This window comes from Pyrococcus woesei (assembly GCF_050496105.1).
In the GTDB taxonomy this organism is placed as follows: Archaea; Methanobacteriota_B; Thermococci; order Thermococcales; family Thermococcaceae; genus Pyrococcus; species Pyrococcus furiosus.
This window is the reverse complement of record NZ_CP179867.1, coordinates 310,318-327,860: the sequence shown is the minus strand read 5'-3', so window position 1 is coordinate 327,860 and position 17,543 is coordinate 310,318. Positions and strand designations below refer to the sequence as shown.

General features: G+C 39.5%; 23 protein-coding genes. 8 read left to right on the top strand and 15 right to left on the bottom strand.

The annotated features are described in order from the left end of the window. Positions 1-48: 48 nt before the first annotated feature. Entirely contained in the window at positions 49-330 is a 282-nt protein-coding gene (gene albA, locus ACMFNG_RS01995) for a DNA-binding protein Alba (protein ID WP_011013020.1), read from the top strand. Between the two features lie 2 nt (positions 331-332). Here the strand turns inward: albA and ACMFNG_RS01990 are convergent, their stop codons facing one another. From ACMFNG_RS01990 to ACMFNG_RS01975, 4 genes are all read right to left on the bottom strand, one after another. Next, the gene (locus ACMFNG_RS01990) at positions 333-932 is read right to left on the bottom strand and encodes an RNA ligase partner protein (protein WP_011013019.1); all 600 of its coding nucleotides are present in this window, start codon (positions 930-932) and stop codon (positions 333-335) included. Positions 933-1,219: 287 nt separating this feature from the next. Next, the gene (locus ACMFNG_RS01985; protein WP_011013018.1) at positions 1,220-2,236 is read right to left on the bottom strand and encodes a tetratricopeptide repeat protein; all 1,017 of its coding nucleotides are present in this window, start codon (positions 2,234-2,236) and stop codon (positions 1,220-1,222) included. Beyond that, positions 2,224-2,748, bottom strand: coding sequence for a protein O6-alkylguanine-DNA alkyltransferase domain-containing protein (locus ACMFNG_RS01980; RefSeq protein WP_011013017.1), 525 nt, complete (start codon positions 2,746-2,748; stop codon positions 2,224-2,226). Before ACMFNG_RS01980 ends, ACMFNG_RS01985 begins: the two co-directional genes overlap by 13 nt. Next, the gene (locus ACMFNG_RS01975) at positions 2,732-3,646 is read right to left on the bottom strand and encodes a thiamine-phosphate kinase (RefSeq protein ID WP_011013016.1); all 915 of its coding nucleotides are present in this window, start codon (positions 3,644-3,646) and stop codon (positions 2,732-2,734) included. The genes ACMFNG_RS01980 and ACMFNG_RS01975 overlap by 17 nt, the downstream gene beginning before the upstream one ends. A gap of 66 nt (positions 3,647-3,712) precedes the next feature. On the opposite strand from ACMFNG_RS01975, the gene ACMFNG_RS01970 reads away from it, so the two are divergent. Beyond that, positions 3,713-4,306 carry an ECF transporter S component gene (locus ACMFNG_RS01970; RefSeq protein WP_011013015.1) on the top strand — a complete coding sequence of 198 codons (594 nt, stop codon included), beginning with the start codon at positions 3,713-3,715 and terminating at the stop codon, positions 4,304-4,306. Here ACMFNG_RS01970 and ACMFNG_RS01965 read toward each other — a convergent pair. From ACMFNG_RS01965 to ACMFNG_RS01955, 3 genes are read right to left on the bottom strand one after another with little or no spacing between them, the layout of a single operon-like run. Beyond that, entirely contained in the window at positions 4,293-4,592 is a 300-nt protein-coding gene (locus ACMFNG_RS01965; RefSeq protein ID WP_011013014.1) for a family 4B encapsulin nanocompartment shell protein, read from the bottom strand. The genes ACMFNG_RS01970 and ACMFNG_RS01965 overlap by 14 nt on opposite strands. A gap of 56 nt (positions 4,593-4,648) precedes the next feature. After that, positions 4,649-5,653 carry a phosphorylating glyceraldehyde-3-phosphate dehydrogenase gene (locus tag ACMFNG_RS01960; RefSeq protein WP_011013013.1) on the bottom strand — a complete coding sequence of 335 codons (1,005 nt, stop codon included), beginning with the start codon at positions 5,651-5,653 and terminating at the stop codon, positions 4,649-4,651. A gap of 48 nt (positions 5,654-5,701) precedes the next feature. Beyond that, a complete protein-coding gene (locus tag ACMFNG_RS01955; protein WP_011013012.1) occupies positions 5,702-6,370 on the bottom strand; it encodes a DUF3267 domain-containing protein in 669 nt (222 codons plus the stop codon). A gap of 91 nt (positions 6,371-6,461) precedes the next feature. Between ACMFNG_RS01955 and ACMFNG_RS01950 the strand changes: the two genes are divergently transcribed. Continuing rightward, on the top strand, positions 6,462-6,725 hold the full coding sequence (locus ACMFNG_RS01950) for a 50S ribosomal protein L35ae (protein ID WP_011013011.1): 264 nt from the start codon (positions 6,462-6,464) through the stop codon (positions 6,723-6,725). Positions 6,726-6,735: 10 nt separating this feature from the next. Next, positions 6,736-7,875: a tRNA (guanine(10)-N(2))-dimethyltransferase gene (locus tag ACMFNG_RS01945; protein ID WP_014835547.1), complete on the top strand. Its 1,140-nt coding sequence runs from the start codon at positions 6,736-6,738 to the stop codon at positions 7,873-7,875. Here ACMFNG_RS01945 and ACMFNG_RS01940 read toward each other — a convergent pair. The 4 genes from ACMFNG_RS01940 to ACMFNG_RS01925 are packed head-to-tail and all read right to left on the bottom strand — an operon-like array spanning position 7,872 to position 10,690. Continuing rightward, entirely contained in the window at positions 7,872-8,087 is a 216-nt protein-coding gene (locus ACMFNG_RS01940) for a hypothetical protein (RefSeq protein WP_011013009.1), read from the bottom strand. The two genes, ACMFNG_RS01945 and ACMFNG_RS01940, sit on opposite strands and share 4 nt — an antisense overlap. Continuing rightward, positions 8,080-8,985: a pantoate kinase gene (locus tag ACMFNG_RS01935; RefSeq protein WP_011013008.1), complete on the bottom strand. Its 906-nt coding sequence runs from the start codon at positions 8,983-8,985 to the stop codon at positions 8,080-8,082. Before ACMFNG_RS01935 ends, ACMFNG_RS01940 begins: the two co-directional genes overlap by 8 nt. Then, on the bottom strand, positions 8,986-9,846 hold the full coding sequence (gene xerA / locus ACMFNG_RS01930; RefSeq protein ID WP_011013007.1) for a site-specific tyrosine recombinase/integron integrase: 861 nt from the start codon (positions 9,844-9,846) through the stop codon (positions 8,986-8,988). It lies immediately after the preceding gene. Next, entirely contained in the window at positions 9,821-10,690 is an 870-nt protein-coding gene (locus ACMFNG_RS01925; RefSeq protein WP_430515191.1) for a toprim domain-containing protein, read from the bottom strand. The genes xerA and ACMFNG_RS01925 overlap by 26 nt, the downstream gene beginning before the upstream one ends. Before the next feature lie 155 nt (positions 10,691-10,845). Between ACMFNG_RS01925 and ACMFNG_RS01920 the strand changes: the two genes are divergently transcribed. Further along, positions 10,846-12,051 carry a methionine adenosyltransferase gene (locus tag ACMFNG_RS01920; protein ID WP_011013005.1) on the top strand — a complete coding sequence of 402 codons (1,206 nt, stop codon included), beginning with the start codon at positions 10,846-10,848 and terminating at the stop codon, positions 12,049-12,051. Here ACMFNG_RS01920 and ACMFNG_RS01915 read toward each other — a convergent pair. Genes ACMFNG_RS01915 through ACMFNG_RS01905 form a run of 3 tightly spaced genes read right to left on the bottom strand, consistent with a single transcriptional unit; the run spans position 12,048 to position 14,299 of the window. Next, positions 12,048-12,827, bottom strand: coding sequence for a DUF835 domain-containing protein (locus ACMFNG_RS01915; RefSeq protein ID WP_011013004.1), 780 nt, complete (start codon positions 12,825-12,827; stop codon positions 12,048-12,050). The two genes, ACMFNG_RS01920 and ACMFNG_RS01915, sit on opposite strands and share 4 nt — an antisense overlap. A 30-nt stretch (positions 12,828-12,857) precedes the next feature. Next, positions 12,858-13,679, bottom strand: a complete 822-nt coding sequence (gene rsmA / locus ACMFNG_RS01910; RefSeq protein ID WP_288072747.1) for a 16S rRNA (adenine(1518)-N(6)/adenine(1519)-N(6))-dimethyltransferase RsmA — start codon at positions 13,677-13,679, stop codon at positions 12,858-12,860. Between the two features lie 2 nt (positions 13,680-13,681). Next, positions 13,682-14,299: a DUF655 domain-containing protein gene (locus tag ACMFNG_RS01905; protein ID WP_011013002.1), complete on the bottom strand. Its 618-nt coding sequence runs from the start codon at positions 14,297-14,299 to the stop codon at positions 13,682-13,684. 281 nt (positions 14,300-14,580) lie between these two features. On the opposite strand from ACMFNG_RS01905, the gene ACMFNG_RS01900 reads away from it, so the two are divergent. Genes ACMFNG_RS01900 through cyaB form a run of 3 tightly spaced genes read left to right on the top strand, consistent with a single transcriptional unit; the run spans position 14,581 to position 16,728 of the window. Beyond that, positions 14,581-15,621, top strand: a complete 1,041-nt coding sequence (locus tag ACMFNG_RS01900; RefSeq protein ID WP_011013001.1) for a lysyl aminopeptidase — start codon at positions 14,581-14,583, stop codon at positions 15,619-15,621. Positions 15,622-15,626: 5 nt separating this feature from the next. Next, positions 15,627-16,196, top strand: coding sequence for an archaemetzincin family Zn-dependent metalloprotease (locus ACMFNG_RS01895; RefSeq protein WP_014835550.1), 570 nt, complete (start codon positions 15,627-15,629; stop codon positions 16,194-16,196). Continuing rightward, positions 16,177-16,728, top strand: coding sequence for a class IV adenylate cyclase (gene cyaB / locus ACMFNG_RS01890; RefSeq protein ID WP_014835551.1), 552 nt, complete (start codon positions 16,177-16,179; stop codon positions 16,726-16,728). The genes ACMFNG_RS01895 and cyaB overlap by 20 nt, the downstream gene beginning before the upstream one ends. On the opposite strand, the gene ACMFNG_RS01885 is transcribed toward cyaB, so the two are convergent. Then, on the bottom strand, positions 16,643-17,497 hold the full coding sequence (locus ACMFNG_RS01885; RefSeq protein ID WP_011012998.1) for a cysteine synthase family protein: 855 nt from the start codon (positions 17,495-17,497) through the stop codon (positions 16,643-16,645). The genes cyaB and ACMFNG_RS01885 overlap by 86 nt on opposite strands. Between the last annotated feature and the right edge of the window lie 46 nt (positions 17,498-17,543).

Genomic DNA, 17,543 nt, shown 5'->3' with positions numbered 1-17,543 from the left:
ACTGTATCTCAACATTTCGTTGATGACAAACTCAGGAGGTGGCAAGAGATGGCTGAGGAGCACGTTGTTTACATTGGAAAGAAGCCTGTTATGAACTATGTCCTAGCCGTAATAACCCAGTTCAACGAGGGAGCAAAGGAGGTCTCAATAAAGGCCCGTGGTAGGGCTATTAGCAGAGCTGTTGATGTAGCAGAAATCGTCAGAAACAGGTTCCTCAAGGACACCGTTGACATTAAGGAGATTAAGATCGGTACTGAGGAGCTTCCAACTGCAGACGGTAGAACAACAAACACTTCAACTATTGAGATCGTTCTAGAGAGAAAGGTCTGATTTCATTTCCTTTCCTTTTCACTTTCAACCTTTTCTACTAGCTCATCTAATAGTTCTTTAAATTTAAATGCATCAACCCATTTAATTCCCATCTTCTCTGCCCAAGTGAGAATTCCAACGTCAGCTGATACAATAATCCCGTCGATCTCCTTTGCTAGCAGTATAAGCTCAAAATCTTCAGTGCTGTCAACAATTCCCTCTCTTAGAGCTTTTCTGTAATTTCTTCTCAGCTTTTGTATTATTTTGTCAACGTTGTTGGTGTCTATTACGCTCTCTCTAACAGCCTTCTCTGCTACTCTAAGTCCCTTGTCAACTCTCCTTCTTATATCCTCTATTAGCTCATAGACTACGAATGCGGGGATTTTTATATCGTGAACATTTGGAGGTTTTTTTATTATGTAAAGTTCCATCTCGGGGGGAATATCTTCCAAGAAGTTTTTGACTTCCTTGTAGATCCCAGGGGGCATGTAAAATTCAACTTTTCCAAAGAGCTTCTCAGCGTATTTGAGGAAGGTTTTCATGGCCTCAGTTGGGGTATTCCCAAACTTCTTCCTTACGTCTGGATTAACGAAAATGCTGGTATCTAGGATGAAGCGAATCATACCCCTCACCTGGAATTTTATATGTGGCCCACCCGTAACACCCGCCCTCATCGTAGCATGTATGCATTCTCAGGCGGGCTAACCCAGGTGGGCCTGTGCCCGGCCAGGGTTACCCCCGGTCACGGCACTCCGTGACGCGGAAGGCACCTCCCGAGGGGACCTCGCTGAGGCCGGGCTGTTGCCCCCGCGTCGCACCTGGCCTCATTAAGATCAGCCAAGCCCTCGCTTGCGGGGGCGTTAATTATTTTACATTAAGACGTTTATAATGTTGACTTCAAAAAAAGAGATTATGAGGGGAAGTTTGACGTTTCTTCGTTGCTCTTCATTATCTTTTGCCTATATTCTTCATACTTCTTTCTAGCTTCTTCCGCTTTCTCTTTCTCCCCTAAATATTCATAAGCCTCAGCAACATGTTTCCACCACATTGGATCCTCTTCGGCTTCCTTTAGGCAGTACTCTAGGAACTTTTGATAAGCTTCTCTTGCTAATTCTTCCATCCCCAACTTTCTCGCTATGTTGCCCACATCTTCCCAAAATACTCCCTCTTCTTGAGCTTCTCCTTTGTAATATTCTAATGCTTTCATCCATGCTTCTCGGGCTTTTTCCTGATTTCCAAGTTCTTCGTACAACTTAGCTACATCCTCCCAGAACCATGGTTCCTCTTGAGCATATCTTTCCAAAGCTTTTGCAGCTCTCTCCATGTTTCCTGCTTTTTTCCAGTATTCATGGGCCTCCTTAAGATAGTAGGTGTCCTTTTCTTTCTCATAGAGCTGCTCATAGAGTTCGGCGGCCTTTGCATACTCCCCAGCCTTTTCATATGCCCAGGCAGCACTTTCCAGCCATCCTAGCTTTAGGTACATTTCCGCTGCCTTTAGATAGTTTCCAGCTTTTTCATACTTTCTTGCTGCCTGCTTATATTTCCCCATCCTTTCTAGCTTTTCTGCACTCCTGAACCTATCGGTAATGCTTAGGTCGGGTTCGCTTATGTACCATATCCCGAAAGCTAAGACGGCTATGAAGAATAATATAATCCCTCCAATTACTTTGAGTTTCTGCCAAGTTATTGAAAGATAAGTAGCATATCCTGAAATAATTGTGAATGGCAGGAGGAGGAGAGCATATTTCCAGCTCTCTGCATATATTGTTAGGGCCAAGAAAAACGCTAGCATTAATGTTAGTCCCAGGAATCCCAGGCTTAAAATTATTCTAATTAGCATCCAAAAGCCCCACTTCCACACTATAAATCCTGCTATACCTATAATTAGAGCGAGAAATCCAGCTACGTACAACTTTAGCTTGTCCATCCTTCCACCTCCAATAGGAACTTTTTATATTCGGGTTTTGGAGTATACAAGTAGGGATTTTTCCTGCCTATTACTCGATGACAGGGGACTATTATTGGATAGGGATTTCTCTTTACAGCTGCTCCAACTGCTCTTGATGAAGTGTTTAGTATCTTTGCAAGCTCTCCATAGGTTATTACCTCTCCTCTTTTAACGTTTTCCACTAAATAGATATACAGCTTTCTTTCAAATTTTGTTAAATAGGAGACTTCAATGAACTCTGCTGCTTCTTCGTTACTTATTTTTCCTATAAGGGTTTTAAAGACAACATCCGAAAATCCGCTATTTCCCTCCTTTATCTCAAGTTTTTTGTTTAACCTTTTTTCAAGAAAGTTAATTAGCGTTGGTATTCTATGCCTTATAACTTCCGGCTCATCTATAGAAAATATAATTCCAAAAATCTTGTCCTCACTTAATGTCCCTATGTAAACTGCTTTATTTTTTACTTGGAATTTCCTAACTTCCAATATCATTATTACCACCAGCAAAATGTTCCCATCCACGCATTGGCACTTTTTCTCCTGTTGTTGTATACACTCCTTCTCCTTTTTCGACTCTTCCAATTATAGAAAATTCAAAGCTTAGGATGTCCAAATACTCCTGGGATATCGTGAACACAAGTTCAAACTCCTCTCCACTGGCAAGAGCAACTTCTACTGGGTTTTTAACGATCTCTTTAACCTTTTCATGTACTGGAAGCGAATTTGGGTCTATAACTATTTTTACTTTACTCGCTTTTGATATCTCCCAGAGTTCCTTCGATAGTCCATCGCTTATGTCAATTGCTGAGCTTGCGTAGTTTGCTAATTCTAACCCTTCCCTTACCCTTGCAATAGGATTTTTCATTTTTTCAGCTATCTCCCTGGGAATTTTTTCTCCTTTCAACCATAGTAGAAGGGCAGTTAGAGGCCTACCAAGATCTCCAGTAACACAAACCACCTCTCCAGGTTTTGCACCACTTCTCAAGAGAATTCTTTCTGCTTCTCCAATGGCTCCTCCGTCTATAACAAGCTCATTGCTCTCGTTTGTGTCTCCACTTAGAACCTCCACATTGTACCTTTTAGTCCCTCTTTTAATTCCTTTGGCAATTTCTCTTAGTGTTTTTTCGTTAATATCTCTTGGAAGTCCCAGAGAAAAGAAGAATCCTATCGGCTTTCCTCCCATGGCTGCTATGTCACTTACGTTCATTGTAACAACTTTTGCTCCAGCTTCTTCGGGGGTCATGAAGTCGGGAACATCTGTTCTCCACACTAACATGTCATTTGTTAGTAATAGCCATCTGTCCCCAAGTTTTATAAATCCTGCATCGTCTCCAAGCACTTTTGACTTCAATTCTTCTTGAAACAACTTGATGATTTCGGTCTCTTTCATCTTTCCTCACCATAACAAGTTAAAGGTTTATATTTATCGTCAAGTTTTAATTTAATGGTGATGCCAATGAATGAGGCAACGTTAGAGGCTTATGCTACATACTTTAAGATAATTGTCGTGCTAGTAGCGATTGGGTACTTTGCTTACATATTCATTAACAGGGAGAAGTTTAGGGTTGCAAGAATTGTGGCGATCTCAGCCCTATCTGCAGCTGCAGTAACGGTAACCACAATGCTTGTTAGAATTCCGATTCCCGCGTCTCAGGGTTACTTGAACTTTGGAGATATAATGATAATGCTAGTTGCAGTTCTCTTTGGACCTTTAGTTGGAGGATTTGCTGGAGGAGTTGGTTCGGCTTTGGCAGATGTAATTGGTTATCCATCCTGGGCCCTCTTTACGCTGGTAATAAAAGGAACTGAAGGTGTAATAGTGGGCTGGTTCTCTAAAGGAACCACAAATTATGGAAGAATTCTTCTGGGAACCGTTCTTGGAGGCATAGTCATGGTTCTCGGTTATGTATCTGTAGCATACGTTCTATACGGCCCAGGTGGCGCCGTAGCTGAATTCTACAATGACATAGTTCAGGCAGTGTCTGGAATTATAATTGGTGGAGGACTGGGATATATTCTGAAAAAGAGAATAGGTCCTATTCTTGAGTAGGTATCTCTTCAATTATCTTTTCCCATTCTTTTTCTTGGAGAAGAGGATCAATTGATATTCTTTTGGCTGCTTTCTTAATTTGGCCGAGATACTTAGAATCTGCTATAATTGCATCACTTCCTAGTTCCTCAATTTCATAAACTTTCAGTCTGACATCTTCGGGTAGATATCTTATAAAGATAGGGCCAGCTAAGATTATATCTGGCTCAAATCCGTCATCTTCTAATTCCTTTATTGCAGCTTCAATAATTTCCTTGACTTGGGACATTATGTTGTTGTTCTCCATGTCTCACACGCATACTAACATAGCATTCAAAGCTTAAAAAATTTGTTGGGAAAAAGTTATTTAAGTATGCCGAGACTCTTGTTTGTCTTCTTTATGCTTTCCCACTTCTCGGCAATTTCAAACATTGCCCTTATTGCATCTATATTTTCGGGAATTACATCACTCTCTTGATGAACTGCCTGTATGTAGAAGAGTCTATTGCCCTTTACATTTATGCTTTCTTTCCACACTGCAATCTCATAAAGATTGTTCCATTCTCTGTGCAAATCCCTAGCGAATTCTATTAGCTGAGCAGTGCTCTCGAATCCCTTCTCCTTTTCAAAAAGGAGTACTCTCGTTGTGTTCTCGAAAATGTCAATAACATCTTCCCTGGTTAAGGGTTTCTTAAGCTCTACCATTATTGAGTGAACATGCATAATTGTTGTTGGGACTACAAATGCAGAAGTTTCTATGTTTATTGGGATTACAGTTTGCACATCTGGTCCATGGTGGGAAGGAATTGTTACGCTCGGTTTTATAGCGTTTATTGGTCCTCTCTTAATGTCGTTTGGATCGGCAGCTCTCCTAATCATTACGGCATATACGTAATCAACGTAATCTTTTATTGCATTGAGAGTTCTCACTAACCCTGTAGTGTTACAAGAGACAACCCTCACGTAATCTTTTCCAAGGGCAGCTTCATAGTTTGCTTGAGCTACAAAAGAAACTTGAGCAACTTCAGCTTTTTCTCCCCCTTGGAAAATAGCCTTAACTCCCGCCTTCTCATAGAGTTGCTTATTTTTCTCTCCCATTCCTCCGGGAGTTGCATCTACAATTATGTCTACCTTTTCCAACAAGTCATTGAGTGTTCCTTCAACCTCAAATCCAGCTTTTTCAAATCTTGGAAGGAATTCCTCACTTGCGGCGTATACTGGGATTCCAAGTTCTTTTGCTCTGTAAGCTTCAAAATCAGGCTTAGTTTTTGTAACTCCTATGAGCTCCATGTCATCTTGCTTAGTTACGGCGTAGGCTACCCTCTTTCCAATTGTCCCATATCCATTAATTCCGACCTTTATTTTCACTTTACCTCACCAGATTTAGATTATAAAATGAAATTTTAAGGGTTGTTTTCACTCAAAGTGACTATTTACTGGCATTGTCTGATTAGGAAGAGTACCCACAACTTCAAATTCGATTCTAATGTTTGTGAGAATATAGAGGAATACCAATACTGCAAGCCCAATGATAAGCTTAGAGAACCAAGATGGATAAGGTTCTGGAAATTCTGCATTTGACTTCATAATAGTCCCCTCATCTACAACAATGGCATCGGAGGGCATCTTTGAAAGAACTAGGAAGACTATCAGATCACCAACTATTCCAGTGGTATTGAAAATGTACAATATGGCCCAGAAGGGAGAATATGTAACCCAGGAAAAGAAGAACGCCACAATGGATATAATAATTGGAGCTATAGTGATGTATCTTATTTTTTTAACTGGAAGAGGAGTGTTAATGCCAACATAAACGGCTAAAATGATCCCATATTTAGTTAATACTCCTAAGCTGGTCTTGGCTCCGCTAAGTTTTGCTGTGAGGGCATGAAGGCCTTCGTGGAGGATTACAACAAGTATTAGGGGAAGAACAAGATAATGTAGGAGATCCCTAGAAGAACTCATTGATAAAGAAACCCAGTGCACTGTAAGAGAGGAGCCTATGAGCAGTAAAAAGGACAATGCTGTGAGATCCTTCGAGTATCGAAATAGATCAAATTCATACAAGAACATAGAATCTTTCATGTTTGCATGAGTGAATGGTCACCTATAAATGTTTTTTGCTTGGGAATAATCTTTAAAAAACAACATAATAAAATTAGGCTGGGGTGAGAGAATGAGGATAAAGGGAGTCGTTCTAAGTTACAGAAGGAGTAAGGAGAACCAACACAACAATGTAATGATAATTAAGCCTCTAGACGTCAACAGTAGGGAAGAAGCTTCAAAACTCATAGGGAGACTTGTTCTCTGGAAGAGTCCAAGTGGAAAGATTTTGAAGGGCAAAATAGTTAGAGTTCATGGGACAAAGGGGGCAGTAAGGGCCAGGTTTGAAAAAGGACTTCCAGGACAGGCCTTAGGAGATTATGTGGAAATAGTCTAATGGGATGTCTATGGAATTATTTGAAGTTCATGAGGGGAAAGCTAAAGTTTTAGTTCCCAAAGCAAAAACTATTTATGATTCTCCTGTTTTTTATAATCCTCGAATGGCTCCAAATAGGGATGTAGTTGTTTTGCTATTGAATGTTCTAAAACCTAAGATTGTTTTGGATGCACTTTCTGCAACTGGAATTCGGGGAATTAGGTTTGCCTTAGAGACTCCTGCAGAAGAAATTTGGATGAATGACATTAATGAATTAGCTTATGAACTCATGAAAAAGAACGTCCTATTAAACTTTAAGGGAACATTAAAAGAGAACGCTAAAAGGGCAATTTTTGAAGGTGAAAAGACAATAGTAATCAATAATGATGATGCAAATAGGCTTATGGCAGAAAAGCATAGGTACTTTCATTTCATAGATCTCGACCCTTTTGGGTCTCCAATGGAATTTTTAGATACCGCTCTTAGGAGCGTCAAAAGAAAGGGGATATTGGGAGTTACCGCTACCGACGGTGCTCCTCTTTGTGGAGCTCATCCAAAGGCATGCTTGAGGAAGTACCTAGCAGTTCCCTTGAGGGGAGAACTGTGTCATGAGGTTGGAACAAGGATTTTAGTTGGAGTGATAGCTCGGTATGCTGCAAAGTATGACCTGGGAATGGAAGTGCTCCTTGCATATTACAAGGATCATTACTTTAGAGCATTTGTAAAACTTAAAGATGGGGCAAAGAAAGGAGATGAGACTCTAGAAAATCTTGGATATGTTTACTTTGATGAAAAGACTGGAAGGTTTGAAGTGGAAAAATCTTTCCTTTCGACTCGCCCAAACGCCTATGGTCCTCTTTGGCTTGGCCCTCTAAAGAATGAAAAAGTTGTGGGTGAAATGTTGGAGCTCCTGGTGTCTGGATTTGAAGTTGCAAATTATAGAGAAGTGTTGAAGTTACTCCACATGCTTCATGAAGAGCTAGACATCCCTCTATTCTATGATACCCACGCCCTGGGAAAAAGGCTCAAGATAGAACCAAAGAAACTTGGAGAAATAATAAAAGAGCTAAAAAGCATGGGGTATGAGGCGACGAGAACACACTTTTCTCCAACTGGAATAAAGACTAACGCTCCTTACGAGGTTTTTGTTGAAGTAATGAGGAAAAATTAGCGTTTTCTTGTCCATTCAAATGCAAAAGTTGCTATAAAACCTAGGAGGAATGAAAATAATACTGGGAACTTTTCATACAGCATGAATGAAAGTGCAAATCCTCCTGCAAGTCCGGCGGTAGTTAGTGATTCAATTCTTTTCTTTCTATAACTCAAGTATCCTGAAATCAACACTAGAAGTATAGTTAGCCAGAAAAGCAAATCCTTACTCATTTGGTATCCACCTCTCCACTAAGGGCTTTCCCCAATACACCCTACAAATTTCATAGTGCAGATCAAGATCTTTTAGGACTTCTTTTACTTTTTTTTCTTCTTCATCTCTAAGAAGTGCAAATATGCTTTTTCCGAGCATTATCATTGATGAAGGGAGGAATATGACCTTGTCTATCTCCCTTGCAATTTCCAATAAGTCATTGCTTAACAGTCCAGTTGCTTCCGCAAATCTTCGAGCTTCATTCATTAAAACTTCTGGTGTAGGATTTTGAAGTAATCTCTGAAGACTTATTCTGCCCTCTTTTTCTATCGTTCTTATAACATCATCATCGAGGACTTCTTTTGTTCTTAGCTCTCCGATTGGTATTGCAAGAACTTTATATTCATGGTTAATTATGTTGTCAACAATAGCCTTTCCTGGGCCTCCTTCTTTTATTCTAATTTCAATTCCTCCGGTGAGTTGAGCTACTACATCTCCTAATCCACCCTTATGGACAACCTCAGCTTCATGAGCTATTTTTGCTAGGCTAAGCACTGTTCCTCCAAACTTATATCCCAGCACTAAGGCTGAACCAAGGGCTCCCCCCGCACTATTGCCAAATCCATATCCAGTTGGGAAATCAAAATACTGCCAGATTTCTATTTCTCCGACAAAGTCTTCTGGCACTATTTTATTAGCCACATGCATGGTTATAGGTGCTTCTTCTTTTTTTACGGGTTCACCATTAAACGCAACATGAATATGTCTTTCAAGCCCTTCTTCAATGTTTAGAAATACGTTTGTTCCTTTCTCAAGATTTATCCCCGCTCCTAAGGAGCCTGAATCTTGAGGGTTATCTCTAATTATTGGAACAAAAAAAGCTGTTATATGAGCCGGAACAAAGGCTCTAATTAGCATTTACTCACCTCCAATTAAATTTTCCAATAGGTTTGCCCTTTCAACGGCCTCTTTCAGATGTTTAGCTGTCACCCTAGTGTAAATTTGAGTTGTAGACAAACTCGCATGGCCTAGGAGCTCTTGAATTATCCTTATGTCTATTCCCCTCTCAAGCATGTGAGTGGCGAAGCTATGTCTTAGTTGATGAGGTGTGACTTTTATTCCTGCTTTTCTCCCATATTCTTTTAATATTCTCCACACAGTTTTTGGAGAGAGCTTCTCCTTATTCTTTCTCCTACTCTCTACAAACAAATATGGGCTGTCATCAGTTCTCCTTCTCAGATAATTTTTTATCTCGGTTAGGAGGGGTTGTGGAATTGGGATTGTTCTGTCTTTTCCACCTTTTCCCCCTCTCACAGTTAAAAATCCTTTTTCGAAGTTAATATCCTCTATTTTAAGATTGCAGAGCTCGGAAACTCTTAGGCCTGTTCCATAGAGAAGAAGAACTATGAGTCTATCTCTAATTTTATCCTTTGGAATAACTTCAATTAACTTTTTTACTTCCTCTTCAGTCAGGCTTTTTGGTAATGTTTTAGGGATTTTTGGATTCCTTAACCTCTCAGCTTCTTCGTTGAGTCCTTCAAACTTAAAATAGGCCTTTAAGGCTTGTACAACTAGATTAATGCTCCTAATTGAATACCCCTTGGCTCTTAACTTTGCTAGAAATCTTAGGGCATCTCTTGCTGTCGGAGAATAGCCTTCTTCCAAAAATTTAGAGAGGAAGTATGTGTACATTCTAATCGTGTTCTTGCTCTTTCCTTCTAGCTCAAGATACGTTGCAAATTCCTCTAGTACCTCACTCCTCAATGTTTTCTCCCTCATTCTCAATGACCTCTACTTCTTCTTCAAGCTTCTCTTCTTCCCCTTCAATTACCTCAATGTTCTCTTCCTCCCTTTCAATTGATTGTGTGAGCTGTAGGCTTAGATAGACTGTTTTGAAAAGTTGTTCGAGTATGTGGTCGTCCTCAGCATACACATGACCTTGTCCCACAATTATTTTTCCTGCAAATCCAAGTGTCTCTATTGCCCTGCTAAATATGTCAATTGATGGCATCTTTATTCCTGGGAACATTTCTTTCCACTTCTCTTCTAGCTTGTAAACTTTGGCTCTTTTTTTGAGGAGCTCCCTTAATTCAAGATTTTCTTCTTTTACCCTGGCATATTCTTCCTCTATCTCTTCAAGCTTTGCTTTAAGTTCTTCGATTTTTTGTAATAGGTCTTCTTTTTCTTTTTCAATTTCTTCATATTTACCTTTTAAGTCGAGATAGTCTCTTCTGAGCTCCATATATTCTGGAATTCTCTGGAGTGTTTTTAGACCTGCCCTAACTAATGCGTTCCTTAACTCCTTTCTGACAAGTTCAACATCTACATGCTCCAAGTCATGTCCTAGGGGGAGTTTCATCCGCTCTATATGCCCTACCATCTCACTAAGCTCTGTGAATAGTCTTTCTGCAAGTTCTCTGCCCACTCTATCTGCGTCGGTTGCTATTATCAACAAATCGGCCCCTGCGGCTGCACTTTTTGCTATCTCTATGTTTGTTGTCGGAATTATGGAGGAAATGGTTATGTTATATTCACTTCCCAGGGCTAAACCTTGTAAAGCTTTACTAACAACTTCAACGTCACTTGCTCCTTCAACAAGAATCCTAACATCAACTATCGTCATTCCCCTCACCTCGGTTTTTCCCTCTTTAACTTGATTTTCTTGACGGACTATTAAGCATTGTGGGTCTAAATAACTGGGAGTAATAAGGATTGAATATTTTATATGCCGAAAATTATATAAACATTTGACAAAGTTGGATAAGCGAGGTGACGCTCATGGCGAGGAACATAGTTGTTGAGGAGATAGTTAGAACTCCAGTGGAGATGCAGCAGGTTGAACTTGTAGAGAGAAAGGGGATTGGTCATCCAGACAGCATAGCTGATGGAATCGCTGAAGCGGTTAGCAGAGCTCTATGTAGGGAGTATATTAGGAGGTATGGAGTAATTCTTCATCACAACACCGATCAAGTTGAGGTTGTCGGCGGTAGGGCGTATCCCAGGTTTGGTGGTGGAGAGGTTGTAAAGCCAATCTACATTTTACTTTCAGGTAGAGCAGTTGAGCTAGTTGATCAAGAACTCTTTCCAGTTCATGAAGTTGCCATTAAGGCTGCAAAGAACTATCTCAAGAATGCAATTAGACACTTAGACGTTGAAAACCATGTTATCATTGATTCAAGAATTGGGCAGGGTAGCGTTGATCTTGTAAGTGTATTTAACAAGGCAAGGGAAAACCCAATTCCATTGGCAAATGATACTTCATTTGGAGTTGGATACGCCCCATTGAGCGAGACAGAGAGATTAGTTCTTGAAACTGAGAAGTTGCTTAACAGCGAGAAGTTCAAGAAAGAATACCCAGCCGTTGGAGAGGACATTAAGGTAATGGGTCTAAGAAGAGGAAACGAGATCGATTTGACTATAGCAGCTGCCATTGTTGATAGTGAAGTGGCAACTCCCAAAGAATACCTGGAAGTAAAGGACAAGATAAAAGAGGCCGTAGAAGAATTAGCTAAAGAGATAACCTCGAGAAAAGTTAACATATACGTCAACACAGCTGACGATCCCGAGAGAGGGATATACTACATAACAGTTACTGGAACTAGTGCCGAGGCAGGAGATGACGGTTCGGTTGGAAGAGGAAACAGAGTTAATGGTCTTATAACCCCAAATAGGCACATGAGCATGGAAGCTGCTGCGGGTAAGAACCCCGTCAGCCACGTTGGAAAGATCTACAACATTCTCGCAATGCTAATTGCAGAGGACATAGCTAAGACACTTCCAGTGGAGGAAGTTTATGTGAGAATATTAAGTCAGATCGGAAAGCCAATTGACCAGCCATTAGTAGCTAGCATACAGGTAATTCCAAAGCCTGGACATAGCGTGAAGGAATTCGAAAAGGATGCGTATTCAATAGCTGACGAGTGGTTGGCAAATATAACAAAAGTTCAGAAGATGATTCTCGAGGACAAGATCTCTGTGTTCTAGCTAATTTCCTTAAATTCCTTTTTTAGCAGAGCAAGTTCATTAGGTTTGAAAGCTTTATCTTCTATGATCAAAACTAAGGAAGAGTTATTGAGCATCAAGTGATCTTTTGCAGAGATTAGGAATTTAAAGGTACTTTCAAAACCATTTTCTAGGGCTAAGTATTCTACCGAATCTATGATAAACGTAACTCCTGGGTGTTTCTTGCTTAGGGATATCATCGTATGGAGAAGTTTGGGGAGATTTGTTGGGGAGATAGCATTCTCTCCCTCAACCTTAGATATCCATATGTAGGGTATTCCAATATTTTTGTAAATTTCTGGATTTCTTGTTATAGCTACAGCCTTTGAATAATCTATGCTGAAGCTTTTGCTTGCACTAACTATATATCCACCAGGCTTTAGGTTTGGAGAATTTTTCCCATCTTTAATTTGAACTTTTATTTCTATTTTGCTTCTCTGATAAAAATAATGTGTGAGAGTTGCTATCCCTGAAAATACAAATATGTCATCCGCTATCTTTGAAAAAATTATGGCATTTTGAGAAAGTTCCATTAGGAGAGGTAGAAACTCATTTACGAGGTTTGTTATGAAGCCTATCCATATTAAAAGGGCCCCTATGAGAAGGGGATAGTGCTCTCTTTGGTTAAGGGGAGTATAATGTTTGTGCTTGAGAATGTAATATATCCAAATTGTTGAAATGATAACTAAAAGTGTTTCGGTTAGAAACTTAAAATATGAGATATATGCCATATTGCTCGCCAGGTAGTTTTTACTCATAATATATAGATAAACTTTTTGAAAAAATTATTAATTAATGATTCCTTGAATTTTTAGAAATTCTTCAATCTCTTTAACTTCTTCTGGGGTAAGTTCAAACACTCTTTTCTTTGCATGCGGTACATTTTCTAGAATGTTTTTTAATGTCTTTAGTTCCTTTTTGTTTATTCCAAGCATGTGGCATGACTCCTTGAGGGCTTTTGACACTAGCTTTCTCCTATGCTGAAACAGAGCTTTTACTAAGTTCTCATTTAACTCTATTCTCTCATCTTTAGGTTTTGGAACGATAAGAACTAATGCAGAATCCACCTTGGGTTTTGGATAGAATGCCCCCCTTCCTATCTTCATTACAATTTTAGCATTTGCTAAAGCGTTCACCATTAGGGAAAGTCTTGAATAGTTTCTATCTCCAGGTTTTGCAACCATTCTCTTTGCAAATTCCAGTTGGTACATAACAACAGCTTTTTCAAAATCATGCTTCAGCAGTTTGAAGGTAAAGGGAGAAGAAATCTGATAGGGAATGTTAGAAACAACCTTGTTGAATTCGGGCCATTCAATTTTTACAGCATCTCCCTGAATGATTTCAACGTTCTCCCAGTTATATTCATTTTCCAAGATTTCAATGATTCTTTTATCCAGCTCTATTGCATAGACTTTCCCAGCTCTTTTTGATAACTCGTCTGTCAAGAAGCCGAACCCTGGACCTACTTCTAAAACTACATCGCTTTTCTTGATTTCAGCTGTTTCAACGGCTTTTATGATAACATCTCTCATGATTAGGAAATTCTGGCCTATTTTGTCTCTAGGAGAAAAATTGTATTTGGAGAGGAAATAGAAAAGTTTGTCTCTCATGTCTATTCACGGAATATTCTATTACTCCCTACAAATAGTCGGTATTTGTCTTTTCCTTGCAGCTCTTCTAATATTCTTTTTGCAATCATCTTTACTGGATCTGGAAGTCCTTTTACTCTCTTTTTAAGATCTTCAAAGCTTTCAAATGGCTTTTTTTCTCTTTCCTCAATGATTTCCCACATATGCTTTTTTCCTATTCCTGGGAGGAGCTCCAAACTGTGCAACCTGTTTGTTATTGGAGGAGCTATGTTGAAGAACTTTACAAATCTATCTTCATTGTTCTTAACAATTTCTTCCAGGACATAAGGGAGTTCGGCTTTTGCAGTGTCTGTTAGTTCATCGTATGTTAGCTTTTTGTTAATTTTTAGTACTTTGTCTCTCTCCCCCTTTCCCACATACACCCTCTCATACAACATTAGGTCAACTTTGGGGGTAACTTCTAGCAATGTGAATGCTTTTTCTCCTATCACCTGAGCTACAGGTTTTCCAAGATAGTGGCCTGTTCTTAGATCAGGATAACCATTTGGAAGATAGTCTAATACATATGCATATTCTTCATACTCAACATTCATTTTCTTCTTTATGCTATGATGATACGGATGTCTTCTGTGATAATCCATTATTCATCCCCCCTCTTTTTATAGTAGAGGAGTTTAATACTTTTATCATTTGGTATACTCTTTGTTCTAATAAGTTGTACATTGTACCATTTTTATTTTCCTCTTTTGAAAAGTTCTTGTTTGTAGAAAGGGTCCAGTTAAAGAAGAGAATTAGACAAACCTTTTGCTTTTTGGTATCTTAGCTCTCTTTCTCTTTTTGATAAAGTCAAGTATTTTAGGCAAGCAAAGTATTTAAATATCTTTATTTGCACTGAGAAATAGATCTTAATGGAGGTGAAAGGATGGTAGATTGGGAACTAATGAAAAAAATAATAGAATCTCCAGGAGTTTCTGGGTATGAACACCTGGGAATTAGAGACCTTGTGGTAGATATTCTTAAAGATGTTGCGGATGAAGTAAAAATTGATAAGCTTGGGAATGTGATTGCCCACTTTAAGGGCTCTGCTCCCAAGGTAATGGTTGCTGCTCACATGGATAAGATAGGACTCATGGTAAATCATATTGACAAAGATGGCTATCTACGTGTTGTCCCAATTGGTGGGGTTTTGCCTGAAACCTTAATAGCTCAGAAGATAAGATTCTTCACAGAAAAAGGGGAGAGATATGGTGTTGTAGGAGTTTTGCCTCCTCACTTGAGAAGGGAAGCCAAGGATCAAGGTGGTAAGATAGATTGGGATAGCATTATAGTGGATGTTGGAGCTTCTAGCAGGGAAGAAGCTGAAGAGATGGGATTCAGAATTGGGACAATTGGAGAGTTTGCACCAAACTTCACAAGGCTTAGCGAGCACAGGTTTGCCACCCCCTATTTGGATGATAGGATATGCCTATATGCGATGATTGAAGCTGCTAGACAATTAGGAGAGCATGAAGCAGATATATACATTGTAGCGTCTGTGCAGGAGGAGATTGGGCTCAGAGGAGCGAGGGTCGCGAGCTTTGCTATAGACCCAGAAGTTGGAATTGCTATGGATGTCACCTTTGCAAAGCAACCAAATGACAAAGGAAAGATAGTTCCAGAGTTGGGTAAGGGTCCCGTTATGGATGTTGGGCCAAATATTAATCCAAAACTAAGGCAGTTTGCTGACGAGGTTGCAAAGAAATATGAGATCCCATTACAAGTTGAACCAAGTCCAAGGCCTACTGGAACTGATGCAAATGTAATGCAGATAAACAGAGAAGGTGTTGCGACGGCAGTTCTCAGTATACCAATCAGATATATGCATTCCCAGGTTGAATTAGCTGATGCTAGAGATGTTGACAATACAATAAAACTTGCTAAGGCGTTACTTGAGGAGCTAAAGCCAATGGACTTTACACCGTGAGGGATATGATAATAGTAGTCCCAATTGGTGAAGTTCCTAGCGATGTTCTTTCTTTTCTTTCTGAAAATATTGAAAGCTTTTACATGAAGTTTGGAATAGGAGTTAAGATTATTGGCAGCCTTCCAATCTCGGCGTTTTCTCATGCCTATGACTTTTATAGAAATCAGTATTTAGCTAGGCATTTTTTACCAGCCCTTTCCATCATAAGAAGGGATTATAAAGCCTTGGCAGTAATGGGAGTTACGGAAGTTGATCTTTATGAGTCTGGCCTAAATTTTATCTTTGGCATAGCTCACCCTGGGTTTGGAGTTGCTTTAATTTCTCTTCACAGGCTTTATCCAGAATTCTATGGAGAACCCCCAGATAGAAAACTTTTGAAGGAAAGGGCATTGAAAGAGGCTATGCACGAGCTTGGTCACGTGTTTGGCTTGGAACATTGTCCGAATCCCAAGTGTGTAATGCATTTTTCAAACTCAATTATAGATACAGATATAAAGTCTTGGATGTATTGTAAGAACTGTCTTAGGAAACTTGAAGAGAGGCTGGGGAGGGGCTATGTACGAGGTAGAACTTAAAGGATATGCAAACGATGAGATATTTGAGAGAGTTAGGGAGAAATTTGAGTTTATGAGGAGAGAGATTCATGAGGATATTTATTATCAACACCCCTGTAGGGATTTTTCCAAGACAGATGAAGCCTTGAGAATTAGAATAAAAAGATTCAACGGCCATTTTGAGGCCTTTCTTACATACAAAGGTCCAAAAATTGATGAAAGGTCAAAGACAAGGTTAGAGATTGAGGTTGAGATTGATGACGTCGATAAGTATTCTCAATTGCTTGAGCTCTTAGGATTTAGAGAAATCCTAACCATAACAAAAACCAGGGAAAAGTATTATGTTGAGAAAGGAGTAACGATAACTTTAGACGATGTTGAAGGGTTAGGTAAATTTGTTGAGATTGAAACTCTTGTAAAAAATGAGGAAGAAATCCCGCAGGCAGTGGAAAAGCTAGAGGCAATCCTTAGGGAGATTGGTGTCGAGCAGTTTGAGAGGAGGTCGTATCTTGAGCTTCTTGTAGAAAAGCTTGAAAGATCTCGACATACTTAAACCCGTCATCGGGAAAGATCAATACTGTAGTTCCCTTGGGATTTATTTTTTCATAAGCTTTAACTACAGCTCCTGAGCTCAGCCCTATTATTAAGCCATCTGTTCGAGCTACTCGTAAGGCCCCCTCAACAGCTTCCCTTGTTGTGATCTCAACGACTTTGTCAACTTTTACCTGGAAGAACCATTTTGGTTTCGTTTCTATTCTCTTTATCCCTGGAATTTTTTCTCCCTCTGCAGGTACAACTCCTATGATCTTAGTCCCATACTTTTCTTTGAAATATTTTGAAAGGGCCGCTATATGTCCAGAGGTTCCCACTCCAGCTATTATTACTTCAGGCTTCTTTTTTATGCTTTTGAGTTGTTCATCAAGTTCTTTGGCAGTTCCATAGTAGTGGGCTTCGAAATTTGCATCGTTCTCAAACTGATTTAAATTCACTGCTTTGTCTTTCTTGGCCTCTTCTTTTACAAAATTTATGAACTCTGGATCAATAGTCTCGAATTTTGTCCTGATTACTTCTGCTCCAAACATTTTGATTAGAATTTCAGTTATTTTTGGAGTGGGTTTTGGGACATAAGCTCTGAATTTAAGTCCAAGTACTGCAGACAATGCCGCAAGAGCAATTCCAACGTTCCCAGATGTTGCCTCATATAAAGTATCTGTTCCATCGATTTCTCCGCTTTCAATTGCTTTCATTATCATGTTGTAGACTGGCCTGTCTTTGATGCTTCTACTGAATGGATTAAAGAACTCAAGCTTGGCAAAAAACATCCCTCCCTATTCCTAGCTTCACTAGTGGAGTTGGTTTGTACTTTTC

Coding starts and splice junctions, on each gene's coding strand:
- albA (WP_011013020.1), top strand. CDS start 49: ATGGCTGAGGAGCACGTTGTTTACATTGGAAAGAAGCCTGTTATGAAC.
- ACMFNG_RS01990 (WP_011013019.1), bottom strand. CDS start 932: ATGATTCGCTTCATCCTAGATACCAGCATTTTCGTTAATCCAGACGTA.
- ACMFNG_RS01985 (WP_011013018.1), bottom strand. CDS start 2,236: ATGGACAAGCTAAAGTTGTACGTAGCTGGATTTCTCGCTCTAATTATA.
- ACMFNG_RS01980 (WP_011013017.1), bottom strand. CDS start 2,748: ATGATATTGGAAGTTAGGAAATTCCAAGTAAAAAATAAAGCAGTTTAC.
- ACMFNG_RS01975 (WP_011013016.1), bottom strand. CDS start 3,646: ATGAAAGAGACCGAAATCATCAAGTTGTTTCAAGAAGAATTGAAGTCA.
- ACMFNG_RS01970 (WP_011013015.1), top strand. CDS start 3,713: ATGAATGAGGCAACGTTAGAGGCTTATGCTACATACTTTAAGATAATT.
- ACMFNG_RS01965 (WP_011013014.1), bottom strand. CDS start 4,592: ATGGAGAACAACAACATAATGTCCCAAGTCAAGGAAATTATTGAAGCT.
- ACMFNG_RS01955 (WP_011013012.1), bottom strand. CDS start 6,370: ATGAAAGATTCTATGTTCTTGTATGAATTTGATCTATTTCGATACTCG.
- ACMFNG_RS01950 (WP_011013011.1), top strand. CDS start 6,462: ATGAGGATAAAGGGAGTCGTTCTAAGTTACAGAAGGAGTAAGGAGAAC.
- ACMFNG_RS01945 (WP_014835547.1), top strand. CDS start 6,736: ATGGAATTATTTGAAGTTCATGAGGGGAAAGCTAAAGTTTTAGTTCCC.
- ACMFNG_RS01940 (WP_011013009.1), bottom strand. CDS start 8,087: ATGAGTAAGGATTTGCTTTTCTGGCTAACTATACTTCTAGTGTTGATT.
- ACMFNG_RS01935 (WP_011013008.1), bottom strand. CDS start 8,985: ATGCTAATTAGAGCCTTTGTTCCGGCTCATATAACAGCTTTTTTTGTT.
- xerA (WP_011013007.1), bottom strand. CDS start 9,846: ATGAGGGAGAAAACATTGAGGAGTGAGGTACTAGAGGAATTTGCAACG.
- ACMFNG_RS01925 (WP_430515191.1), bottom strand. CDS start 10,690: ATGACGATAGTTGATGTTAGGATTCTTGTTGAAGGAGCAAGTGACGTT.
- ACMFNG_RS01920 (WP_011013005.1), top strand. CDS start 10,846: ATGGCGAGGAACATAGTTGTTGAGGAGATAGTTAGAACTCCAGTGGAG.
- ACMFNG_RS01915 (WP_011013004.1), bottom strand. CDS start 12,827: ATGAGTAAAAACTACCTGGCGAGCAATATGGCATATATCTCATATTTT.
- rsmA (WP_288072747.1), bottom strand. CDS start 13,679: ATGAGAGACAAACTTTTCTATTTCCTCTCCAAATACAATTTTTCTCCT.
- ACMFNG_RS01905 (WP_011013002.1), bottom strand. CDS start 14,299: ATGGATTATCACAGAAGACATCCGTATCATCATAGCATAAAGAAGAAA.
- ACMFNG_RS01900 (WP_011013001.1), top strand. CDS start 14,581: ATGGTAGATTGGGAACTAATGAAAAAAATAATAGAATCTCCAGGAGTT.
- ACMFNG_RS01895 (WP_014835550.1), top strand. CDS start 15,627: ATGATAATAGTAGTCCCAATTGGTGAAGTTCCTAGCGATGTTCTTTCT.
- cyaB (WP_014835551.1), top strand. CDS start 16,177: ATGTACGAGGTAGAACTTAAAGGATATGCAAACGATGAGATATTTGAG.
- ACMFNG_RS01885 (WP_011012998.1), bottom strand. CDS start 17,497: ATGTTTTTTGCCAAGCTTGAGTTCTTTAATCCATTCAGTAGAAGCATC.